Below are 23,434 nucleotides of genomic sequence, written 5' to 3'. Positions count from 1 at the left end.
AGCCCGCGCGGTCCCGTGGATCGGGCGGGCCGGTGGATCAGAGCAGGCCGAGGCCGCGCACGGCCTCGCGCTCCTCCGCGAGCTCCTTGACGGACGCGTCGATGCGGGTCCGCGAGAACTCGTTGATCTCCAGGCCCTGCACGATCTCGTACGTGCCGCCCTGCGTGGTGACGGGGAAGGAGGAGATGAGGCCCTCCGGCACGCCGTACGAACCGTCCGACGGGATGCCCATGGAGGTCCAGTCGCCAGCGGCGGTGCCGTTGACCCAGGTGTGCACGTGGTCGATGGCGGCGTTGGCGGCCGAGGCGGCCGAGGACGCGCCACGGGCCTCGATGATCGCGGCGCCGCGCTTGGCGACGGTCGGGATGAAGGTGTCCGCCAGCCACTGCTCGTCGTTCACGACCTCGGCGGCGTTCTTGCCGGCGATCTCGGCGTGGAAGATGTCGGGGTACTGGGTGGCCGAGTGGTTGCCCCAGATCGTGAGCTTGCGGATCTCGCTGACCGGGGTGCCGGTCTTCTGCGCGAGCTGCGAGACGGCGCGGTTGTGGTCCAGGCGGGTCATCGCGGTGAAGCGCTCGCGCGGCACGTCCGGCGCCGCGGCCTGCGCGATGAGCGCGTTGGTGTTGGCCGGGTTGCCCACGACCAGGACCTTGATGTCGTCCGCGGCGTGGGCGTTGATCGCCGCGCCCTGCGGCTTGAAGATGCCGCCGTTGGCCTCCAGCAGGTCGCCACGCTCCATGCCCTTGGTCCGCGGGCGAGCGCCCACGAGCAGGGCGACGTTGGCGCCGTCGAAGGCCACGTTCGGGTCGTCCGTGATGTCGATGCCGCGCAGCAGCGGGAACGCGCAGTCGTCCAGCTCCATGGCGGTGCCCTCGGCGGCCTTGAGGCCCTGCGGGATCTCCAGGAGGCGGAGCTTGACCGGCACGTCCGCGCCGAGGAGGTGACCGGAGGCGATGCGGAAGAGCAGCGCGTAGCCGATCTGGCCGGCCGCGCCGGTAACGGTGACATTGACGGGAGTGCGGGTCATGGCAATCTCCTGCTGCGAGCTAGCGGTGGGTGTCCCTGCCCATTTTCCGAGGTCTCTTGGTATCGAGAGACGCGGCGCCAGGCTATCCGACGCGGCGAACGCCCACTCCGCTGCCCGGTGTGTCCCACCTCACCGGCCGTGCGGCGGCGACCGAGCCGGCACGGCGGTGACGACCGAGCCGGCACGGCAGTGACGACCGAGCCGGCCGTGGCCGCGTCCGCACGCGCGACGTTACGGGCCTGCCGGCGCGGTGGTCTGCGTCTTGTCCTACGGAGTGGCGGCCGGAGTCGACGGCGCCGTGGCCGGCGCGTCAGCCGAGGCCGGCGGGACCGTCATGCCATCCGGGACCGGCGTGCCATCCAGGGCCGGCGGGACCGGCGAGGCGGGACCGGCGGGGCGGCGCGGGACGCGACGGGGCGGTGCCGGGCGGAGGTGGGCGCGAGAGTGCGGAACGCGTCGGCGACATCGGCACCGGGTCGTCGACCGGGCCGGCGGCGAGCCCTGACGAGTCAGACCCGGGGTGAACCGCGCGGGCCCGGGAGTAGGGCCGGCCGGGTGGGCGGGGCTGGCCCGGACATGCCAGCGGCGGCCGTTCGCGCTCAGGAGGAAACGCGAACGACCGCCAGCGGCCTTGCCGTACCCGTGGGGGGTTACTAGTCGCTTGCCCCGCATTGGCGTGCGCATGCCCCCGCGATGCGCACTATCACCGAACGGTCACTCGCCCTACGCAATTCACCAACAGAACAGGGCAAAATAGGCCGTCGGAAGTGACGCTCTGTCAAGACGCCGTCAACCTTCCCCGCACCCGGGCGATCGTGCCCACCCCCGCACCCCCGCCGCTCCCCCTGCCCGGGCGCCGGCGCCCGGGCCGTGCCGGCGGCGCTTTCGCACCGCTCGGGCGCGCCCCGCGTACGGCCGGGCGATCCTTGACCGCCCGGCCGGCGAAGCCGCTACGCCCGTACCGGCACCCGCCGCTGACGTCGCGTCACGAGCTGGTGCACCCGGTTTCTCCCGTCGTCCGTGTGACACACGCCGTGGCCAGCTTCGCGGACCGCACGGGCACCATGGCGGTGTACGCGTCACCGTCGGCGTTCGCGGTCCGGCGCCGCTCCTGGCCGCGTTCCGCGTCCGAGGCCCCGCCCCGTACGCGCACCTCGTCGCCGGGTGCCGCCTGGGCGATACGGGCCCAGGCGGCGCCGCACACCTTGCTGTAGCGGACCTCCACGTACACGCCGCCCACCATGGCGTCGGTGGCGGTCTTCGCGTGCGTACCGCCGCAGCCCATCGCCTCGGGGTCCTTGCCGCCGCAGGCCGCGCCGGTGCATCGGACGCCCTCCGGCAGCGGTGCGCTGGGCGTCGTCGTCGGGGCGGACCGTTTCGACTCGCCGTCCCCGAACCGGACGTCGAAGACGAGCATCACCGCCGCGACCACGAGCAGGGTGCCCACCACTCCCGCGGCGAACATGCCCAGCCGGTGCCAGCGCCCGCCCACCGCTCCGGTCGGAACCGCCCCGCCGTCCGCGACAGGCTTCGCCGGCGCCCCGGGCCCGCCTCGCGGCGCGGGCTCCGCACCGGTACGGGCACTGGCGCCGGTGGCAGGGGCGGCGGCCGGGACCGGGGCAGACAGCACCAGGCTCCGCGCCGGCGCCCCAGGCTCGTCGGCCCCCGCCGGCTCGTGCGCCCACGACTGGCGCGCCGGGCGCGCGCCAGCGCCGGCCCGTGACGCGGGGCCCGTGGGTGTGCGCGGCGGCGCGCCCTGGCCCGGCGTCGGCGTCGCGAGCGCCCGTGGCCAGGCCAGCCGGGGCGCGGGCCGCGCGGCCTCGTCCGCCGCGTCCGCTGGCTTGGCCGCCTCGGTCGTCCTTGAGGCCGGCCGCGCCCCGGCGGGGCCCTTCGCCCGCCCCGCGCCGGCGCCGGCCTTCGGCTTCCCCGCACCAGCTCGAACGGCGGGCCCCGGCGCGTCGCCCCGCACCGCGGGCTTCGGCGGCCCCGCTTCGGTGGTCGCCCCCTGCGGGGAGGCGTCGTCGGGCTCGGCCACCGGCCCCGCCTCCGCCACGTCCGCCACGTCCGCCGCGTCCGTCGCGTTCGTCTCCCCGGGTTCCTTCTCCGGAGCCGTCGTCGGACCCGTCTCCGCCTGGCCCGTCGCCGCTTGGCCCGCCTTCGCCTGACCCGTCGCCGCCGCCTCGTCGGGCGTGGCGTCGGACGGCCCGGCGTCCTCGTCGGCCGTGCTCTTCGCGCGCGCCGCGTCCCGTGCCTTGAGCATCGCCGCGAGCAGGTCGGCCGCCCGCCGCGCCTCGATCGTGTCCGCCGGCAAGGCCAGCTCGTCCGCACCCGCACCCGCACCCGCACCCGCGCGCCGCGCGGCCTTCGGCGCTGCGGCCGCGGAGGCCGCGCCGGATGGGTCGACCGCGGCGTCCGCGTCTGCGGCGTCCGCGAACGGCCTTCCGGGCAGGTCCGGCCCCTCGGGCGCCGGCCCGCTCGCGGTGGGTTCCGCGTTCGACGCCGCCTTGCGGGTCAGCGCCTTGCGGGCCGTCAGGAGCGAGCGCTTGGCTGCCGGTCGGCGGGGCTCGGATCGCGGCGCCCGTGGCTGCGGCAGGGCCCGCTGGCCCCGGTCGGGCAGCGACCGGCCGCCGGCCTGTTGGCCGTCCGCCGACCTGCCGTCGGCCACGGCCTCGTCGCCGGTGACCGCCTGCCGACCCGCGACGGCCCGCTCCCCCGCCGGGGCGCGCCGCGCCGCCGGGCGGCGGACCAGCGCGGCGGTGGGCCCGCCGTTGCCGAGCGCGCGCTCCCGGTCGAGGACCGGCCAAGCCCGTGGCGGGGTGCGCCCGTTCGACGCGGCCGGCGCCGCCGCCGTAAGCCGCCCGGCACCCGGGGCGCCGTCGGCCGTGCCGGCCGGCTCGCTCGTGTCCGTACGCGCCGAACCGTCCAGCTCCCCAGCTCGGCGTTCCTCCAGCTCGGCCCGCGCCGGGGCCTTGGCGCCCGCTCCGGCGCGCAGCGCTACCGGCGCGAGCGCGGGGCGCACGGGGGCGCCACGGGGTGGTGTCGACGCGCGGTCGTGCCGCGACTCCGCACCGCGCGACGCGTGCTCCGCCGCGTCCCGCAGCGCGTCCAGCTCGTCCACGTCGGCTCCGGCCGCCTCGGCCAGCGCCGTCACGGCGTCGCGCGGCGGCAGCGCCCTGCCGCCGAGGAAGCGCCCCCACGCGGCCCGCTCGTAGCCGGTGCGCTCCGCGACCGCGCTCGCGCTCAGCCCGGCGCGCTCGACCAGCTCGCGCAGCCGCTCGGTGAAGTCCCGCACGCGCGGATCGAGTTCCTCCGGAAGCTCTCTCCAGCGAGGCATCGTCCCCCCGCCCCCCTACTTCCTCATTCGATTCGTACGACGTCGTCATCGGGCCCATCCGTGCGCCCGGCTCCGGCGGGCGCCCGACGACGCCCGCGGCCCGGTCAGCACCACACCGACCGTGCGACCTGCCGACCGTACGTTCATCCGACCGTCAGATCCGCTGACCGCAGGCCGTACCCAAGGATGACAGTTTCCCGCATACGGGACGCACCACGGGACCGCGTTCCGTCGCGTCGCCCGCCCCGGCGACCTCGGCGAGCGTGGCGACCGGCTCGCTCGTCGCACCCCGCCGTCGGTCCACTCGCCGCCGGGCGGGCGGCGGCCAGGTCGGAGGGGACGTGTTCGCAGCGGTCTCGTTGCGTAACCGCGACGTGGTACCGGAACAGTCACTTCCGCGCCACAGGCCACACCCCGCGCTTGATCCACGGCGTCCCCCGCGGCGATGCTCGTACACAGTTCGAAACGCGAGCCGGGAAACAATCCGCGCTCCAGTGCGACACCAGCGTGATACCACGACACCAGCGCGACACTGCAATACCGCGCGACAGTGGCCGTCACTTCTGAAGCACCGGAGGACGTGGGCCCGGACGCAGCGAGCGGCGGCTCGTCCTCCCACGGGGGTGGAGGACGAGCCGCCGTCATGTCGTGCCCGCGCGCCGCGCAGCCGACCGGCCGAGCCGACCGGCCGGCGCGCGGAACCCGGCTCAGCGGACCGTGAACTCCATCAGGTCCTCCAGGAACGGGATCTCCAGCCACGGGTCCGGCTGCGTCATCATCGACAGCACCACGATCAGGGACCCGAGCAGCCCGTACGTCACCATGTCGGTGAAGCGCGAGCGGACCGCCAGCATCCCCACCGACGGCAACAGCCAGCGCAGCAGCGCCCCGAGGAGCAGCGAGAAGCCGACCACCAGGGTGCCGGCGCGCTGCGCGTCGAGCGCGACGACCAGCAGCCCGGCGGCGACGCCGCTCATCACCGTGAGCAGCGGCCACTGGCGCGCCGGCGCGGGCGCCTGTCCGCTCGCCGCCCGGCCGCCGCCCTCCGGGCGAGCCGTGTCCCGGGTGATGCGCGGGAATCTGCGCGAGCCGCGCCCGGGTCCGGAGTGGCGCTGGGCCCGCGTTCCCGCTCGCGGCCCGTGCTGCGCCGCCGCTCCGGCCGCCGCGGCGGCCAGGCCGCCCTCGCCGCCCGCGTGCGCACTCATGGCTGGCTCATGGCTGGTCGCCCCCTTGCTCTGGAATTCTCGTGACCCACGGGCAGCCCGGGTGCCGGCGGCACCCGGGGCCGGGGTCAGCCCTGCGTCCGCGCCGCGCGCTCGGCGGCCTCGACGACGTTGACGAGGAGTTGGGCCCGGGTCATCGGGCCGACGCCACCGGGGTTGGGCGAGAGCCAGCCGGCGACCTCGGCGACGCCGGGGTCCACATCGCCGACGATCTTGCCTTCGCCGTCCCGGCTGATGCCCACGTCGAGCACCGCGGCGCCCGGCTTGACGTACTCCGGCTTGATCAGGTGCCCCACGCCCGCGGCGGCCACGATGATGTCGGCCTGGCGCAGGGCGGCCGGCAGGTCGCGGGTGCCGGTGTGGCACAGGGTGACGGTCGCGTTCTCCGACTTGCGGGTCAGCAGCAGGCCGATCGAGCGGCCGACGGTGATGCCACGGCCCACGACGACGACGTGCGCCCCGTCGATGGCCACGTCGTGGTGGCGCAGCAACTGGATGATGCCGTACGGGGTGCACGGCAGCGGCCCCGGCTCACCGAGGACGAGGCGGCCCAGGCTCATCGGGTGCAGCCCGTCGGCGTCCTTGGCCGGGTCCATCAGCTCCAGGACCCGGTTGGTGTCGATGCCCTTGGGGAGCGGCAACTGCACGATGTAACCCGTGCACTCGGGGTCCTCGTTCAGCTCGCGGACGACCGCCTCGATCTCCTCCTGCGTCGCGGTGTCCGGCAGTTCGCGCCGGATGGAGGCGATACCCACCTGCGCGCAGTCGCGGTGCTTGCCGGCCACGTACCAGGTGCTGCCCGGGTCGTCGCCCACCAGCAGGGTGCCGAGGCCGGGCTGCACGCCCTTGGCCTGGAGCGCCTCCACGCGGGTTTTGAGAGCGGACTTGATCGCGGCGGCGGTGGCCTTGCCATCGAGAATCTGGGCGGTCATGGACCCATCCTCCTGGATAAGCGGAGATCGGCGCGCTCCCGGGCCGGTCGGCGCTGACCTGGCCCCGGGGGTGCGGCCCCGTACGGGTGGGGGGAACGGCTGGGCCACCGGCCCCGCCGGGGTGGCGGGACCGGTGGGCTCAGGCTGAGCTCAGAGTGGGCTCAGTGGAAGAAGTGGCGCGTGCCCGTGAAGTACATGGTCACGCCGGCCGCCTTCGCGGCCTCGACGACCTGCTCGTCGCGGACCGAACCGCCGGGCTGCACCACGGCCCTGACGCCGGCCTCGGTCAGCACCTCGAGGCCGTCAGGGAAGGGGAAGAACGCGTCGGAGGCGGCGTACGCGCCCCGCGCCCGCTCCTCGCCCGCGCGCTGCACCGCGAGGCGCGCCGAGTCCACCCGGTTGACCTGGCCCATGCCGACGCCGACCGTGGCGCCGTCCTTGGCCAGCAGGATCGCGTTGGACTTGACCGCGCGGCAGGCGCGCCAGGCGAACGCCAGCTCGGCGAGCCCGGCCGCGTCCAGCGCCTCGCCGGTGGCCAGGGTCCAGTTCGCCGGGTCGTCGCCCTCGGCCTGGAAGGCGTCCTTGGCCTGGGCCAGGCCACCGCCGTCGATCGGGCGGAACTCCACCCGCGCGGCGGGGGCCTGCGGGCAGCGCAGCACCCGGATGTTCTTCTTCTTGGCGAGCGCCTCGACGGCGCCCTCCTCGTAGTCCGGGGCGATGATGACCTCGGTGAAGATGTCGGCGACCTGCTCGGCCATGGCGCGCGAGACCGGCTGGTTGACCGCGATCACGCCGCCGAAGGCGGACAGCGGGTCGCAGGCGTGCGCCTTGCGGTGCGCCTCGGCGACGTCCGCGCCGACCGCGATGCCACACGGGTTGGCGTGCTTGATGATGGCCACGCACGCCTGGTCGGCGCCGTGGTCGTAGGCGGCGCGGCGCGCGGCGTCGGTGTCGACGTAGTTGTTGTACGACATCTCCTTGCCGTGCAGCTGCTCGGCCTCGGCCAGGCCCCCGTCGCCCGCGGTGTAGAGGGCCGCGGCCTGGTGCGGGTTCTCGCCGTAGCGCAGCACGTTCTTGCGCTCGTAGGTGGCGCCGACGAAGCCGGGGAACTCCTCGCCGTCCCCGACGTAGTCGGCGGCGAACCAGGAGGCGACGGCCGTGTCGTACGCGGCGGTGTGGTGGAACGCCTCGGCGGCCAGCCGCTTGCGGTGGTCGAGGTCGAAACCACCGTCGGCCACGGCGGTGAGCACCTGCGGGTAGCGGTCGGGGTTGACGACCACGGCCACCGACGGATGGTTCTTGGCGGCGGCGCGGACCATGGAGGGCCCGCCGATGTCGATCTGCTCCACGCACGCGTCCGGGTCCGCGCCCGAGGCCACGGTCTCCTCGAACGGGTACAGGTTCACGATCACCAGCTCGAACGGCTCCACGCCCAGCTCGGCGAGCTGCTCGCGGTGCGCCTCAAGACGCTGGTCGGCGAGGATGCCCGCGTGCACGCGCGGGTGCAGGGTCTTGACCCGGCCGTCCAGGCACTCCGGGAACCCGGTCAGCTCCTCGACCCTGGTCACCGGCACCCCGGCCGCGGCGATCTTCCCGGCCGTCGAGCCGGTCGAGACGAGCTGGACGCCCGCGGCGTGCAGGCCGAGCGCCAGCTCCTCGAGCCCACTCTTGTCGTAGACGCTGACCAGCGCGCGGCGGATGGGCCGCTTCGTACCTTCGACGGTCACGGGATTCTTACCTTTCGTCCCTCAATGCGGTAGCCGTGTCGGGCCAGACGCCCCACGACATCGACGAGCAGCCTGCGCTCGACTTCCTTAATCCGCTCGTGCAGAGCGGCCCCCCCGTCTTCCTCGTCCGCGTCCCGGACCTCGACCACGCCCTGGGCGATGATCGGACCGGTGTCGACCCCGTCGTCGACGAAGTGGACGGTGCAGCCGGTGACCTTCGCGCCGTACGCGAGCGCGTCCCGCACGCCGTGGGCGCCCGGGAAGCTCGGCAGCAGCGCGGGGTGCGTGTTGACGATCCGCCCCCCGAAGCGGGCCAGGAACTCCGGGCCCACGATCTTCATGAACCCCGCCGAGACGACCAGGTCGGGCTCGTACGCGGCGGTCGCCTCGGTCAGCGCCCGGTCCCACTCGGCGCGCGTTCCGTACGCCCCGACCCGGCACACGAACGTCGCGATCCCGGCCCGCTCGGCCCGCTCCAGGCCGGCGATGCCGGTGCGGTCGGCGCCGACGGCGACCACGCTGGCGCCGTACCCGTCCGGGTCGGCGGCGATGGCGTCGAGCAGGGCCTGCAGGTTCGTCCCCGACCCGGAGACCAGCACGACCAGCCGGGCGGGGGGCTCGCCGGGCCCGCGCGGGGCGACGGCCACGGTGCCGGGGCGCTCGCCGGCGGCTGCGGTGCCGCGCGCCCGGGACGGGTCGGCGGGGACGGGCGCGCGCTCGGCACCCGCCGATGCGGTGGAGGGCGCGGAGGGGGGCGGGGAGGCCACGGCGGTCTCTTTCTCGTGGTGCGCGCACGGGCGCCGCACGCGCATGCGGGGTTCCTCACGCGGGTGGTGCGAGTGGTGCGGGCCGTGCGGGGTGGTGCGCTGGTCGTACGGGTGGTGCGGGCCGATGCCACGGCGGGCGGCGCGCTCCCCCGACCCGGGTCGGGTCGGACGGTCGGAACGAGCGGTATCGGCGGGACGGACGGGGCGGAACGGACGGGCGACCGGAGCGGGCGCGCCGGACGCGGTGGAGCGGTATGCGGTTGCCAGGCGCCGGCACGGCGGTTGACCTGGACATTCCGCCGCGGCCGGGCTTTGTACGGTCGTACGAGATCGCGGAACGCGGAATTCCAGGGAACTCTACGAAGCGGCCGACCGTCGGCAACGATACCGGCACACGCAACGGCCCCCACGGGACGGGGGCGCGCACGAGAGGTAGCGTCTGGACTGCGAATGCGCTGGGAAAGCCGGAGAAACCGCCCCGGAGGCCCGGGAAAACCACCGGGAACCCACCGGGGGACCCGTCAGGAAGAAGGGTCGCCAGGGGGCGGGGTCGAGCGGACGGACCGGGGGATTCGCTGACGACGTGGGAACCACAGTCCCGTCTGCGCCCAGGCCGGACGGCGCCAGCCGGGCCACCAGGCCCGGCCCGCGGGACGACGACACAAGGGGAAGACACACTCCACATGCCGGACCCATACCGCCGCGCGGCGCTCCACTTCCCACTGTCTTCCCTCCGTGCCGGGGGGGTCGCGATGAGGTACGTCGACACGCCACGCGTGCTGCCGCTGCTGCGCGACGGGCGGCCCTCGTCGCCCGCTTCCCCCGGCGACGGCCCCAGCGACCCCGCCACTGGGCCCGCGTCGGGCCCGCAGGGCGACCCCTCGGACCCGCAGGGCGCGCCCGACCCGCAGGACTCACGGAAGTCACAGGAGCCTCGGGACGCGCACGGCTCGCAGGAGGCTCAGGACCCACAGGGTTCGCGGGAGCGGGGCGCCGGCGACGCGCGCCCCGGCGCCGACGGGGAGCATGGCGGCGGCTCCGGCGCGGCCGGTGAGCCGCACGCGCCGGCGCAGCCGCCAGCGCAGCCGGGCCAGCAGCCGCCGGCCTGGCCCGCCGCGCCCGGCGGCCCGCCGGCGCCGGGCGGGTCGAGCGCCGGCGCGGGACAGCGCGGCAAGCGCGACCGCTGGGCCCGCTGGGGTCCTGCGGCCAGCGACCAGCCCACCGGCCACGGCCAGCAGGACGGCGGCCAGCGGCCCCCGACCGGCCCGGGCGCGGCACCGGGTTGGGGCCCGCGCCCCGGGGACCAGGGCGGCGCGCCACCCCAGGGCATGGGTCAGGGCCAGAGCCATGGCCAGGGCCACGGCCAGCAGTCCGGCCCGGACCAGGGCTCACAGCAGGGCCAGGGGCAGGGCCAGGGCGAGGAGGAGCGGCCGCCGGCGTGGGGCAACCAGTGGAGCAGCCGGCAGCCGGACCGCAGCAGCGGTGGCGGCTTCGGCGCGAGCCCGAGCGGCGGCCGGCCCGCGGCCCAGCGCGGCCAGGGTGACCAGGGCAACCAGAACGGTCAGAAGGGCAAGGGCGGCGCCCGCTGGGATCCCACCGACCCGGCCCAGCGGCGCGCCCGCTACTCGCTGCTGTCCGGCATGTGGGCGTTCTTCTTCGCCCTGTTCAGCCTGCCGGAGATCGCCCTGCTGCTCGGCGCGCTGGCGCTGTACTGGGGCGTCAGCGCGCTGCGGGCCAAGCAGCGCCGGCCGGAGCCCGCGGCGGCGGCCGTGGACGCCCCGCCGCCGGCACCCGACGCCACCTCGGCGCCGCTGCCCGCGCCGAAGAACGGCAACGGCTCGCGGCAGCAGTCGACGGCGGCCATCAGTGGCGTGGTGACCGGCGGCATCGCGCTGGCCATCGTCATCGCGACGTACACCTTCCAGCTCGTGTACAGCGACTACTACACCTGCACGGACGACGCGCTGACCAAGTCCTCGCGCCAGACGTGCGACCGGCACCTGCCGGAGCCGCTCCGGCCGATCCTGGACGACTGAGGGCGGCTGAGGACGACTGAGCGGACCATCGGGCCTCCCGTAGCGGCCCGACGCGAGCGACCCGTGGGGGCCGGCCGATCGACGGCCGGCCCCCACCGGCTTGTACGGGGCCTCGCAGCGGCCAGCCGTCCCCGCCACCCCGCGCGGCGATCACGCCCCCCTCGCCCGGGCCCCGATCATCCGAGCCCGGCCGGTTTTCCCGGTCCGGCTGACTCTCCGGCCCCCACTGGTTCGGGCCGGGGCCGAGCGGCCGGCGCGGGTAGCGGTCGCCCGGCTCGACGCTCACCCCGCCGCTCCTCACCTGTTCCGGCCCGCCCGGGTCACCGTCGCCCGTGGTCGGGGCGGCGTCGGTAGTGGCCGCGGGCTGTGAGACGTCCCGCTCGACGGCGGGGTGCGGCTGCGGCGCGTACGAGGCTGGCGCTGCGGCGGGCGAGGTCGCTGGCGCTGGGGCGGGCGAGGTCGTTGGGGCGGGCTCGGCGGTGTCGTCGCTCCGGATGGTGGGCTCGAAGTCGGCCATCAGCCCGCCCGACGACTCCCGCAGCGCCGCCCAGCGCGCCCGCCGGGCGCCCGTCGCGTGCCACGCGTCCTGCCCGGCTTCGGCGCCCTCGACGCCGCTGACCTCGTACGCCCGTTCCACCGCGGCCTCGTACGCGCTCCACCGCGCCGCGTATGCCCGCGCGCTGCGCCACCGGACGTACCACGCCGGCCGCAGGCGCCACGTGTGCAGGCGCCACACGTGCCGGCGCCACCAGCGCACGAGCAGCGCGCTCGGTACGCCGAACACCACCGTCCAGACCAGCGCCGCCAGTCCGGCCCACCACGGGTCGGGGCCGAACTCCGCCAGCGTGCCCGTGCCGAGCGGGCCGCCCGAGGCCCAGGCGAGCAGGGCCGTCGCGGCGCCGCAGACCAGGCCGGCCAGTGCGGCCGCGCGGGCGGTGCGCGCGCAGCCCCACCCCCGGTCCCGGCCGGCCCGCCCGCGCTCGGGGCTCGCGGCCACGGCGACCGCGCGCCCCAACGCGAGCCCGGCGACCGCCGGCACCGCCCCGACCAGCCCCCACAACGTGAGGTCGCCCCGCCCGGCCTCGGGCAGCGCGGCGAACAGCGGGAAGTGCGGCAACACGGGGTACGCCGTCGTCTCCACCGGCCCCACGAGGCTGCCGGCGCCCACGGTGAAGCCGGTTCCGAGGCCGTAGGAGGCGCCCCACACCATCGCGTTGGGGAACAGCGCCAGACAGAGCGCGAGCACCGCGAACCGTCCCGACCAGTCGCGCGCGAGGTACGGAAAGGCGCCCTCCACCGCGCCGGCGTTGGTCACCAGCGACACGGTGGTCAGCACCGCGCCCCCGGCCACCAGCACGAGCGCGGCCCAGCCGCCGGCGCGCAGCGCGGCCACCACCACGGGCGTCGGCAGGTCGCGGCATACGGCCGACGGCACCAGATCGAGCGCGAGGCGGGCGGGGGCCGGCAGCGGCCAGGCGGGGCGGCCGCTGGCCAGCCACGCCCCGGTGGTCACCGCCACCAGGGCCAGGGCCGCCATCCGCAGCAGGGCGCCGCCGGGTTCGACGGGCAGCGCGCCGGAGTCGGCGTACACCAGCGCCGCGACGCCGACCAGCAGGTACCCGCCGACCACCAGGCCGATCACGGAACGCGCCGCCCGCCCGGGGTGGTCCGCGCGGTCCGAACCGAGCAGCGGCGAGCGGGCGGTGGGCCGGGCGTCCGCGGGCTGTTCGGCGTGGCCGCCGGCATCCACGTCCGCCGGCCGTCCGTGCTCGGGGCGCGTCGCGGGCCCCGTGACGGGCACGCTCTCCCACCGCCCCGGCCTGCGCCCCGACCTCGCGCCGGCGGCTTCGGCCTCCTCGACGGCATGCCGCCCGGCGCGGTAGAGGAGCCAGCACGGCAGCGCGGTGAGCAGCAGAGGGGTGAGGCCCATGGTGGTCTGGCCGCCGGTCACCGTGTGCGTGCGGACGAGTTCGGCGCCGTGGGCCAGCAGCCACAGGCCCGCGGCGATCCGCAATGTGCCGTCGGGGCTGCCGTCGGGGAACGGCGAGGTGATCCACAGCAGCAGGACGACGACGGCGAGCGCGCCGAGGCCGAGCCCGGCGGCCACCGCGCCGCTCAGCAACGCCTGTCCGGCGGCAGGCGAGCGCCGGGCGGCAACGCGGCCCCGCGAGGACAACGAAAGGCTGAGGTCGGTCATGTGGGTCACCCGGCCATGCTCCCAATAACACCCGTTTTGTCCCCGCAGCAGGCACATGGTCGCCGTGTCGCTCAACATATTCATATGCGAGCTTTGACCCGCTTTGCCCGTACCGTCTCGGCCACCACGACCGCCCCCGCGACCGAGCCTCCCGCATGAGACGCCGCAAGGCCGCGCCGCCTGACGCCACGGCGCCTGACGCCACGACCTCCGAGGCCGCGACGCCTGACGCCACATCGAACGCCGCACCTGCCCCCGCGCAGTCGCCATCGCCGTCGCGGTGGCCGTCGCCGGCGCCGGGTGGGGGTGGTGGCCGGCGGCGGAGGTCGGGGGCGCGTACGAACGATTCGTCAGCCCGCAGGGGCGGCCCCGCGCCGCGCGGGGCCAAGGCGGCCGACCAGGGCCCGTCCCCTGCGGACACACGCCGGGCCCCGACGGGCGGGGACGGCGCCACGGCGGGTGGGAACCGCGTCACGGCAAGGGGTGTCGCGGGGAAGGGGAGCGCTGCCGGGGACGGCGTACGAGCGGAGATATCCGGCCACCCTCGACGCTCGGCCGGAGCGGACCAGTCCGGGCGTACGCCACGGTCGCCGGCCCGTACGGCTTCCCAGAACCACTCGGATCGGCCAGTTCGACGGGACCGGTTGGGGCAACCGAAGCCGGCGCGGCGACCGCCACGGGGCCAGCACAACCGTGGCGCCCCGCCGGGTCGCTCGCGCGGCTGGGAGCGGCCGGGCGGGCCGGTCCGCTGGAAGCACCCGGAACGGGAAGTGCGGCCGAACGACGCCAGCCAGCCGCACCGGCCGGCCGGCGCGAACAGCGAGCCGAACCCCGGAAAAGCGCCAGCCAGCGGGGACCGGCCAGGCCCCGGGAGGGGGCCGGGCCCCGGGAAGGGACCGGACCTCAGGCAGGGGCCGAGCCGAGCGCGCGGGTCACGGGCCGGAGTGTCCGCGAGGCCCACGGACCGTGGCGGCGGCAAGCCCGGGGCGAAAGCCGCGAACCGCCACGGCGTACGGAGTCGCGGAACCTCTGACTCCGTGCCGCACCGCACGGCGGACGACGCGCCACCACGCACCACGGGCAACGACGCGCGGCCCACGGCCGCGCCGGCCACCGACGAGCCGCCCACCCACGCGAAGGCCGGGCCCGGTGGCGCCCCCGCACCCGGCGGGTCGGAGTCGGCCGCCGCCGAGGCCGGTGGGCTCGACGCCCCGACCACCCCCGCCGCCGCGTTCGACGCCCTGTACACCCGGCACGCGCCGGCGCTCACCCGGCAGGCGTACCTGCTCACCGGGCGGTCCCAGCTCGCCGAGGAGGCCGTGGAGTACGCGTTCCAGCTCGCCTGGCAACGTTGGCCGAAAGTCGCCGTTGATCCCGATCCGGCCGGCTGGGTGCGGGCCGCGGTGTACGAGTTCGCGCTCTCCCCGTGGCACCAGTTCCGCCCGGAGCGCAAGAAGCCACCCCGCCCCGCCCCCCGCCGGCTCCCCCACCGCGACGGAGAGCGCGCCCGAGACGCGCGAGCGCCCGCCCCGCCTCCGCCTGCCCCGCCCGCACCTGACGCGCCCGCGCCTGCCCCGGCGCAGGCCCGTCGCCGCCGTGCCCACGGCCCAGGACGCACCGGCCCGCTCCACCAGCCGGGCCACCACCCACACCACCGCCGAGCCCACCGAAGCTGCCGAGGCCACCGCGGCCCGCCCCCACGCGGCCGAGGCCAGCACCGACGCGGGCGCCAGCGCCGCCGCACCGCCCGTGCGTACCGACCGGCGCCGCCGCTGGGCCCGTGGCCGAGTGCTGGGCGCGCTACGACAGGCCGTGCGCCGGGCCGCCATCGAGGCCGGTCCCGGCGCCGTACCGCCCAGCGACCCGGCGCTGCTCGACGCGCTGCTGAGCCTGCCGCGCTCGTACCGCCGCACCCTGCTCCTCTACGACGGCGTGGGGCTGGACCTGCCCGAGACGGCGGCCGAGACCGAGGCCAGCACCCCCGCGACCGCCGGTCGGCTCGTGCACGCCCGGCAGGCGCTGGTCGAGCGGCTGCCGGAGTTGCGACGGGTCCCCCAGGACCACCTGGGCGCGGCCCTGCACCAGCGCCTGGGCGCCCTGGCCGTAGCGCAGCCGGTACGCGTGCGCGCGGCGGAAGCCGTCCGGAGCGGCAGTGAGCGCACGACGAGCCTCATGGTCCGCGCGTCGGTGGGGCTCACCGCGTTGATCGCCGCCGCCACCGCGCTGACCCTCGTGACCAGCGCGGAGTCCGACGCGCCCACCACGGGCCCCGCCCGCCCCGCCGCGACGTCCCCGGACCCCGCCTCCTCCGCGCCTCCGTCCCCCTCGACCTCGTCCTCCGCCACGCCCGCGTCCCCCACGGAGGGGGCCACCACCACCGGACCCACCCGTTCCACCGAACCCACCGGGCCCGGGGGACAACCCTGACGGACCGACACGGCGACCGGCGCGCGGACGGGGGCCGCCGCCATCGGCGCCGGATACGACAACGGGCGCGGGCCCACGCCCCCGAAAGGGGAGTGGACCCGCGCCCGTCGCGCGGTTCAGTCAGCCCACGCGGTCCCGGGCGGCCTGGTCGGCCGGCCCGGCGGGACCGCGTACGGGGCGACCGTGTCAGCCGGCGAGGACCTCGCGGGCCAGGCGGGCCGTCTCGGACGGCGTCTTGCCGACCTTCACGCCCGCGGCCTCCAGGGCCTCCTTCTTGGCCTGCGCCGTGCCGGAGGAGCCGGAGACGATGGCGCCGGCGTGGCCCATGGTCTTGCCCTCGGGCGCGGTGAAGCCCGCCACGTAGCCGACGACCGGCTTGGTGACGTTGGCCTTGATGAAGTCCGCGGCCCGCTCCTCGGCGTCGCCACCGATCTCGCCGATCATGACGATCAGGTCGGTGTCGGGGTCGGCCTCGAACGCGGCGAGCGCGTCGATGTGCGTGGTGCCGATGATCGGGTCACCGCCGATGCCGACGCAGGACGAGAAGCCGATGTCGCGCAGCTCGTACATCATCTGGTACGTCAGCGTGCCGGACTTGGACACGAGGCCGATGCGACCCGGCTTGGTGATGTCGGCCGGGATGATGCCGGCGTTCGACTGACCGGGGGTGATCAGACCCGGGCAGTTCGGGCCGATGATGCGCGTCTTGTTGCCCTTGCTGCCCGCGTACGCCCAGAAGTTGGCGGTGTCGTGGACGGCGATGCCCTCGGTGATCACGACGGCCAGCGGGATCTCGGCGTCGATCGCCTCGATGACCGCGTCCTTGGTGAACTTCTCCGGGACGAAGATGACCGTGACGTCGGCGCCGGTGGCCTCGATGGCCTCCTTCACGCCGCCGAACACCGGTACCTCGGTGCCGTCGAAGTCAACGGTGGTGCCGGCCTTGCGCGGGTTCACGCCACCGACGATGTTCGTGCCCGAGGCAAGCATCCGCTTGGTGTGCTTCTGGCCCTCGGAGCCGGTCATCCCCTGGACGATGACCTTGCTTTCCTTGGTGAGAAAGATAGCCATGGTTACTGGTGACCTCGTCCCTTACTTCGCAGCCAGCTCGGCGGCCCGCTCCGCGGCACCGTCCATCGTGTCCACCTGCTGCACCAGCGGGTGGTTCGCGTCGGTCAGGATCTTGCGACCCAGCTCCGCGTTGTTTCCGTCGAGGCGCACGACCAGCGGCTTCGTGACGTCCTCGCCCTTGGTCTTGAGGAGCTCCAGCGCCTGCACGATGCCGTTGGCGACCGCGTCACAGGCGGTGATGCCGCCGAAGACGTTGACGAAGACGGACTTCACGTCCGGGTCGCCGAGGATGATCTCCAGGCCGTTGGCCATGACCTCGGCGGACGCGCCACCGCCGATGTCGAGGAAGTTGGCGGGCTTCACGTTGCCGTGGTTCTCACCCGCGTACGCGACGACGTCCAGCGTGCTCATGACGAGGCCCGCGCCGTTGCCGATGATGCCGACCTGGCCGTCGAGCTTGACGTAGTTCAGGCCCTTGGCCTTGGCCGCCGCCTCCAGCGGGTTGGCCGCGGCCTTGTCCTCAAGCGCGGCGTGGTCGGGCTGGCGGAACTCGGCGTTGGCGTCGAGCGACACCTTGCCGTCCAGCGCGATGATCTTGCCGTCACCGGTCTTGACCAGCGGGTTCACCTCGACGAGGAGCGCGTCCTCCGCGATGAAGACCTTCCACAGCGTCTTCAGGACCTCGGCCACCTGGTCGGCGATCTCGGCCGGGAACTTCGCCGCGGCGACGATCTCGCGAGCCTTCTCGTCGGTCACGCCCTCGATGGCGTCCACCGCGATCTTGGCGAGCGCCTCGGGGTTCTGCTCCGCGACGACCTCGATCTCCACGCCGCCCTCGACGGAGGCCATGGCGAGGAAGGTGCGGTTGGTGCGGTCGAGAAGGAAGGAGACGTAGTACTCCTCCGCGATGTCCGCGGTCTCGGCCAGCATGACCTTGTGGACCGTGTGGCCCTTGATGTCCATGCCCAGGATCTGGTTGGCCTTCTCGACCGCGTCGGCCGGGTCGGCGGCGAGCTTCACGCCACCGGCCTTACCGCGGCCACCCACCTTCACCTGCGCCTTGACGACCGCCCGGCCGCCGAGACGCTCGGTCACCTCGCGCGCCGCCTCAGGCGTGTCGATGACTTCACCGGCCAGCACCGGTACACCGTGCTTGGCGAAGAGGTCCCTCGCCTGGTACTCGAACAGGTCCACGCGCGTCCGTCCCTTTGCTTCTCAACTACACCGGCGGTCTGAGTGATCGCGGTTCTTGTCTGCGCGGGCGTGCCGCGAAGGGCAGCGTGACGACGCGGTCACCAAGGTCGCTACAGGGTGGCTTCGAGGTTGTACGCGTCAGCCGGGTACGCGGCATGTCCGCCTGGCAGGTTATCCCCGCATGCCGGGGCTCCCTAAATCACAGATCACACTTGGGCGGTGATAACAGTCACAGATCGCTACGCAATGGTGGCTGAGCACCACAGTGGATCACCCGCTCGGCCGATGTGGGACCCGAGTCGCCCGATGACCTTCGCATGCCAGGCGCGGGCCGTTCACGCCGTCGAAACCCTTCCCTCCCGGGCCTCCACCCCGTCGGCTCGTCCCGCCCGGACCGCCCCCGCCACGCCTCCCGGTAGCCCCTCGCCCTCTCTCGCTCGTGCCTCCTCGGTAGCGCCGCATCCGTAGCGCCGCCTCCGGTGGGTGGCGGAGTGCGCCCGGGCGGCGGAGCGCGCCCACGGCCGGCCGGGCAGCAGCGGCGGCAGGCTCGTACGGGGGGACTCGTACGCCGTGAGGGCGCGCGGCGGGGGCGGGTGGTGCCGCGCGGCGACCGTCCCCGTGCGACGCGCGCCGGCTCGGGACGGGCTCGCTCGCGGTGGGCGTGCGGTCCGGCGCCCGCCGGGGCTCCCCGCGGCGGGCGGTGGGGGGTGCCGGAGAGCCGGGCCTGGCGGAGCCCGGCTCTCCGGCGGCTTGGGGGCGGAGCGCCCGGCGCGGCCGAGGCCGCCTGGTCGGCGCGGCCGCCGCGCTCCGCCGTGGGAGTGCCGCCACCGAGTACGAACCCGCTCGCCGCGCGGCCCGCCGCCCACCGTCCCCGGCCGCAGCGTCCCCGGGCCCGACCTCCCCGGGGCCCGCCGACACCCCGTCCCGTTCCCGGCCGGGCCCGGCGGGACCTCCCGGCTCTCGCGCTCCGTACGCCCCGGCGCCACCCGACCGCCACGGGGCGGAGCGGACGCGTGCGCGAGACGGACCGGGAAGCGCGGTGCACGCGAGGGATGAGGAAGAGGCGTGCGAAGGGAGAGGGATGAGAAGGGAGAACAGCGGACTACGGGATACGGGCCATGCGGCGGACGAGGCAGTGAACGTCTCGGTGCGGGGCGATCCTTGCACGCTGCACAGGGGGCCGCGCAAGCCCTCGGTCGTCGGCTTATCGATGTGACTCCCCATCTGGTATGGGCAGTTGACGTCGCTCGATAGCCGCTGCCATCACGTCGGGGAACAGGTCGGGCGTGCAGGCGAAGGCCGGCGCGCCCAGCGCCGCGAGCGCCCCCGCGTGCTCCCGGTCATACGACGGCGCGCCCTCGTCGGACAGCGCCAACAGCGTCACGAACTGCACGCCCGACGCCTTCATCGCGGCCACCCGCCCGAGCATCTCGTCGCGTATGCCGCCCTCGTACAGGTCGCTGATCAACACGACGACGGTGTCGGCTGGCCGGGTGATCTGCGACTGGCAGTACGCCAGCGCGCGGTTGATGTCCGTGCCGCCGCCCAGTTGCGTGCCGAAGAGCACGTCCACCGGGTCGTCGAGTTCGTCCGTGAGGTCCACGACCGCCGTGTCGAAGACGACGAGGCGGGTGGCGAGCGAGCGCATCGAGGCCAGCACGGCGCCGAACACCGAGGCATAGACGACGGAGGCCGCCATCGACCCCGACTGGTCGATGCAGAGGATGACGTCCTTCTTCACCCCGCGCGCGGCCCGCCCGTACCCGATCAGCCGCTCGGGGATCACCGTGCGGTACTCGGGCAGGTAGTTCCCGAGGTTGGCGCGGATCGTGCGGTTCCAGTCGATGTCCTGGTGGCGGGGGCGGCTCACCCGCGCGGAGCGGTCGAGCGCGCCGTTCAGCGTGGCGCGCGTGCGGCTGGACAGTCGCTTCTCCAGGTCCTCCACCACCTTGCGCACCACGGCCCGCGCGGTTTCCTTGGTCGTCTCCGGCATCGCCTCGTTGAGCGAGAGCAACGTGCCCACCAGGTGCACGTCGGCCTCCACCGCCGCCAGCATCTCCGGCTCCAGGAGCAGCGTGGACAGGCCCAGCCGGTCGATCGCGTCGCGCTGCATGACCTGCACCACGGAGGTGGGGAAGTACGTACGGATGTCGCCGAGCCAACGGGCCACGCGCGGCGCCGAGTCGCCGAGCCCCGCGGAGCGCTGGCCCCCCGCCGTGCCGCCCTTGCCGCGCCCGCTCGCCCCGCCGGCCCCGCTCGCCCCGTACAGCGCCTCCAACGTCCGGTCCATCGCGGCGTCCCGTCCGTCGAGCGCGCAGCCCGTGCCGTCGGCGCCATCGCCGCCGCCGAGCACCAGGCGCCACCGGCGCAGCCGTTCGGCGTCCGGTACGCGCGACGCCGGTGCGCCGGCGTCGCCGTCCCGCTCGGGCGCCTCGGCCCGGACGCTTCCACCCCCGGTGGTCGCCGCGGCCACGGCCGGGCCGGCGGCGGGCCGGCACGCCGCGTGCGCCCCGGCCGAGGCAACGGCCGTGGCCGCCGCCCCGGCCGGTTCCCCGGTCTCGGCCGTAGCCCGCTGTCCGGTCGTGGCCTGTTCCCGGGGGGCGACCTGTTCGCCCGTCACGGCCTGTTTCCCGGGCGCGGCCTGCGGATCGGCCGCTGTCGCCGCCACCGGTGCGGGGTGTGGCCCCGCCGGGGCCGGGCCGTCGATCCCGAGGAGGGCCCACAGCGTCGGCAGCACGGCGCGCGCCCGCTCGAGGTCGGTGTCCGGGCCGAAGCCCGCGGCCGGGGCGGCGGCGGTGGTACCGGCGCGTGCGCCGCCGGGGCCGCGGCGCACGAGTTCGCCGAGCGTGCGGCGCACCCCCTCCTCGTACGTGGAGAAGGTGCGCCGCAGCAGCGGCAGGACGTCGGTGAACGCCTCGGGTGCCACGCCGCACAGCCAGTCGTCCACCAGGCCGAGCAGCCGTTCGTCGTGGACGAGGAGCATGCCGCCGCCCGCTCCCCCACCGACGAACCCCTCGATCCAGGCGGCTGCCGCGACCGGTGGCGTGCCGGGCGACAGGGCGAGACCCATCAGTCGGGCGGCCTCGCCGTCGGCCAACTGGCTGTCGTCGAGCAGGAGTCGGGCGGCCCGGCCCCGGATGAGGCCGGGCGTGCCATCCCGTTCCGCCAGCACGCGCAGCACGGCGGTCCAGCGGGTGCGCAGGCCCGGTTCGCTGCGGGTGGCGGGGACGGCTGGGGCGGCGGCCGCTCGTGGGCAGTCGTCCCCGGCCGAGCCGGGCGCGGCGTCGGGGTGGTGGTCATCGTCGGCGACGGCGACGCGGTCGGTGGACCGTGGGGTACCCGGAGCCGCGGTGCCTGCGGAGTCGGCGGTTGCCCGCGGGCTCTCGTCGCCGGCCGGGCCGGGGGCGGCGTCGGCGTGGTTGTCGTCGTCGGTGACGGCGACGGGGCCGGCGGGCCGTGGGGTGCCCGAAGTCGCGGGGGCGGCGGGCCCGGCAGCCGGAGCGCGGGTCTCGGCCAGCAGGCCGATGGCCCGGTGGGCCGCGTCCAGGTGGCCGCGCATCTCCTCGGCGCCGTCCGCGTCCAGGCCCACGCAGGCGGGTGGCAGGCCGACGCAGACCCGTTCGGCGAGGCCGACGGCGACCTCGCCGAGCGCCGCCGCGTCCGTGCCCCGCACGTCGCCATAGCGCACGGAACGCACCAGCGCGGGCAGGGCCTGGGCGAGGTGGCCCACGTCGGCGGCGAGCGCGGCCCGGTCCGCGAGCACCCGCATCACGACCGGGAGCGCGTCGGGGAGCCCGGCGAGCAGGCAGCGCTCGGCCAGTTCGGTGACGTCGGCCAGCCCCTCCGCGTCGACGGCCAGGGCCGCCGCCCGCGCGGTCGCGGCCGAGCGCACCGTGGTTCCCCAGACACCGGCCTCGGCGACCCGTACCGCCAGTTCGGGCTCCCACCGCAGTCGCCATGTCTCGCGGAACGTGCCCGCGTTGGCGCGGACGTTGCGCGCCGGCACGCCCCACGCGATGCCGAGCAGCCCCAACCGGTGCAGCAGCGCGCTGCGCTCCGCGTCGGTCTCCTTCCGCAGGTCGAGCTCCATCTCGCGGTCGGTCGCGGTCGGCTTCAGGCGCAGGGCGCGCTGGGCCCGGGCCAGGTCGCGCTGCAACGGCGTCGCGGGGGCCGTGTCGGGGACCTCGCCGATGTCGTCGCCGACCACCAGGCGCTCGCGGACCAGGGACAGCGGCACGTCCGACCCCTCGCAGAGCACCGACCGGATGGCGTCGGTGGTCTCGGTGAGCCCCGCCAGCGGGCGGCCCCGCAGGACGGCGAGGGTGTCCGCGAGCCGTACGGCCTCGATGACGTGCGCCGTCGACACGGGGTAGTCCTCCTCCCGCAGCAGCCCCGCGACCTTCGTCAGCCAGCGCTCCACGGGGCGGTCCGGCGCGCCGAACAGGTGCCCGTACCAGCCCGGCGAGGTGATGCCCGCGCCGTACCCGCTGGCGCGGGACAGCCTGCGGTGGGTCCACGGCACCCAGCTCAGCTCCACCTTGGCCTTCGGCAGGCCGCGCAGCAGCCCGCGGTCGGCGGCCACGGTCGTCTTGGTGGTCAGCGCCGGCACGTGCCAGGCGCCGCAGACGACCGCGACGTCGTCACCGAACTCGCGCCGCGCCTCGCGCAGCCGCAGCCGCATGTGCGCCTCGCGCACCGCGTCCCGGTCCGGGCCGTCCGCGCTGCCCGGGCCGCCCTCGTCGCCCCGGCCGTCCCGGTCATCGGGCTCGCCTCGGCTGTCGGGTCCGCCCTGCGCGGCGGACCCGTCCGGTCCGGCGGGTTCGTGCTCGGCGCGCAGGACGGCCATGGCCTCGCCGATGGCCGCGAACGGGGCCAGCGCCCGGGCCCGGGCGGTCGCGTGCCCGTCAGGCCCGTCGTCCTGGGCGAGCGCGCGCGCCGGCCCGACGAGGCGGTCGGTCTCGTCGTCCGGCGCGGCCTCGCCCCGGTGCTCGACGACGTCCTCCCACCATCGCTCGGGGTCGTCGTACCCCGCCGCTGCCGCGAGCGCCGCCAGCGGGTCGACCCGCACCGGCGCGCCGCCGGCCCGCGGGGCGTCGCCCGCATCTTCCGGGGTGTCACCGTCGACCGCCGCGTCGGGACCCCCGCGTCCCGGCGCGTCGGCGCCGGCCTCCCCGCCCGCGCCGGTGAGCGCCAGCGTGTGCGCCGCCGGCAGGTCGATGAAGCGCACCGGAACGTCGTGCCGCAGGGCCCAGCGGATCGCCACCCACTCCGGCGAGAACTCCGCGAGCGGCCAGAACGCCGCCCGACCCGGCTCGTTCGCCACGTGCGCGAGCAGCGCGACCGGGGGCCGCATCCGCGGGTCGGCGGCCAGCGGCAGCAGCGCGTCCCCCTCCGGCGGGCCCTCGATCAGCACGGCCTTCGGCGCGCACCGCTCCAGCGCGGCCAGCACGGCGCGGGCCGAGCCCGGCCCGTGGTGCCGGACGCCGAGGAGCAGCGGTC

The 23,434-nt window shown here is 75.8% G+C and carries 10 protein-coding genes and 2 pseudogenes; 2 read left to right on the top strand and 10 right to left on the bottom strand.

Features of this window, described 5'->3' with window-relative positions; genetic code table 11:
* Positions 1–37: 37 nt before the first annotated feature.
* The 6 genes from OYE22_RS20465 to purN all read right to left on the bottom strand — a co-directional run bounded on the left by OYE22_RS20465 (position 38) and on the right by purN (position 8,890).
* A complete protein-coding gene (locus OYE22_RS20465) occupies positions 38–1,027 on the bottom strand; it encodes a malate dehydrogenase (protein ID WP_277321764.1) in 990 nt (329 codons plus the stop codon).
* A 985-nt stretch (positions 1,028–2,012) separates the two neighbouring features.
* Positions 2,013–4,361: a DUF2690 domain-containing protein gene (locus OYE22_RS20460; RefSeq protein WP_277321763.1), complete on the bottom strand. Its 2,349-nt coding sequence runs from the start codon at positions 4,359–4,361 to the stop codon at positions 2,013–2,015.
* Between the two features lie 707 nt (positions 4,362–5,068).
* Positions 5,069–5,566 carry a DUF3017 domain-containing protein gene (locus tag OYE22_RS20455; protein WP_348652228.1) on the bottom strand — a complete coding sequence of 166 codons (498 nt, stop codon included), beginning with the start codon at positions 5,564–5,566 and terminating at the stop codon, positions 5,069–5,071.
* Positions 5,567–5,652: 86 nt separating this feature from the next.
* Positions 5,653–6,516: a bifunctional methylenetetrahydrofolate dehydrogenase/methenyltetrahydrofolate cyclohydrolase gene (locus OYE22_RS20450; protein WP_277321762.1), complete on the bottom strand. Its 864-nt coding sequence runs from the start codon at positions 6,514–6,516 to the stop codon at positions 5,653–5,655.
* Between the two features lie 161 nt (positions 6,517–6,677).
* Complete coding sequence (purH, locus tag OYE22_RS20445; RefSeq protein WP_277321761.1) at positions 6,678–8,243, bottom strand: bifunctional phosphoribosylaminoimidazolecarboxamide formyltransferase/IMP cyclohydrolase; 1,566 nt, start codon at positions 8,241–8,243, stop codon at positions 6,678–6,680.
* Positions 8,240–8,890, bottom strand: coding sequence for a phosphoribosylglycinamide formyltransferase (gene purN, locus OYE22_RS20440; RefSeq protein WP_277324232.1), 651 nt, complete (start codon positions 8,888–8,890; stop codon positions 8,240–8,242). The genes purH and purN overlap by 4 nt, the downstream gene beginning before the upstream one ends.
* A 1,538-nt stretch (positions 8,891–10,428) precedes the next feature.
* Here purN and OYE22_RS20435 point away from each other — a divergent pair.
* Positions 10,429–11,046: pseudogene (locus tag OYE22_RS20435) on the top strand (hypothetical protein); the annotation flags it as partial.
* A gap of 769 nt (positions 11,047–11,815) precedes the next feature.
* On the opposite strand, the pseudogene OYE22_RS20430 reads toward OYE22_RS20435, so the two are convergent.
* Positions 11,816–13,243, bottom strand: a pseudogene (locus OYE22_RS20430) (DUF6350 family protein); the annotation flags it as partial.
* A gap of 1,596 nt (positions 13,244–14,839) precedes the next feature.
* Here OYE22_RS20430 and OYE22_RS20425 point away from each other — a divergent pair.
* Positions 14,840–15,670: a hypothetical protein gene (locus OYE22_RS20425; RefSeq protein WP_348652227.1), complete on the top strand. Its 831-nt coding sequence runs from the start codon at positions 14,840–14,842 to the stop codon at positions 15,668–15,670.
* Between the two features lie 186 nt (positions 15,671–15,856).
* On the opposite strand, the gene sucD is transcribed toward OYE22_RS20425, so the two are convergent.
* From sucD to OYE22_RS20410, 3 genes are all read right to left on the bottom strand, one after another.
* Positions 15,857–16,741 carry a succinate--CoA ligase subunit alpha gene (gene sucD, locus OYE22_RS20420; protein WP_277321760.1) on the bottom strand — a complete coding sequence of 295 codons (885 nt, stop codon included), beginning with the start codon at positions 16,739–16,741 and terminating at the stop codon, positions 15,857–15,859.
* Positions 16,742–16,762: 21 nt separating this feature from the next.
* The gene (gene sucC / locus OYE22_RS20415) at positions 16,763–17,935 is read right to left on the bottom strand and encodes an ADP-forming succinate--CoA ligase subunit beta (protein WP_277321759.1); all 1,173 of its coding nucleotides are present in this window, start codon (positions 17,933–17,935) and stop codon (positions 16,763–16,765) included.
* A 1,204-nt stretch (positions 17,936–19,139) separates the two neighbouring features.
* The gene (locus OYE22_RS20410) at positions 19,140–23,429 is read right to left on the bottom strand and encodes a DUF5682 family protein (RefSeq protein WP_277324231.1); all 4,290 of its coding nucleotides are present in this window, start codon (positions 23,427–23,429) and stop codon (positions 19,140–19,142) included.
* Positions 23,430–23,434: the final 5 nt, after the last annotated feature.

The organism is Streptomyces sp. 71268, assembly GCF_029392895.1.
Lineage (GTDB): Bacteria > Actinomycetota > Actinomycetes > Streptomycetales > Streptomycetaceae > Streptomyces.
The sequence above is the reverse complement of the archived record's forward strand: the minus strand, read 5'-3'. Positions and strand labels throughout refer to the sequence as shown.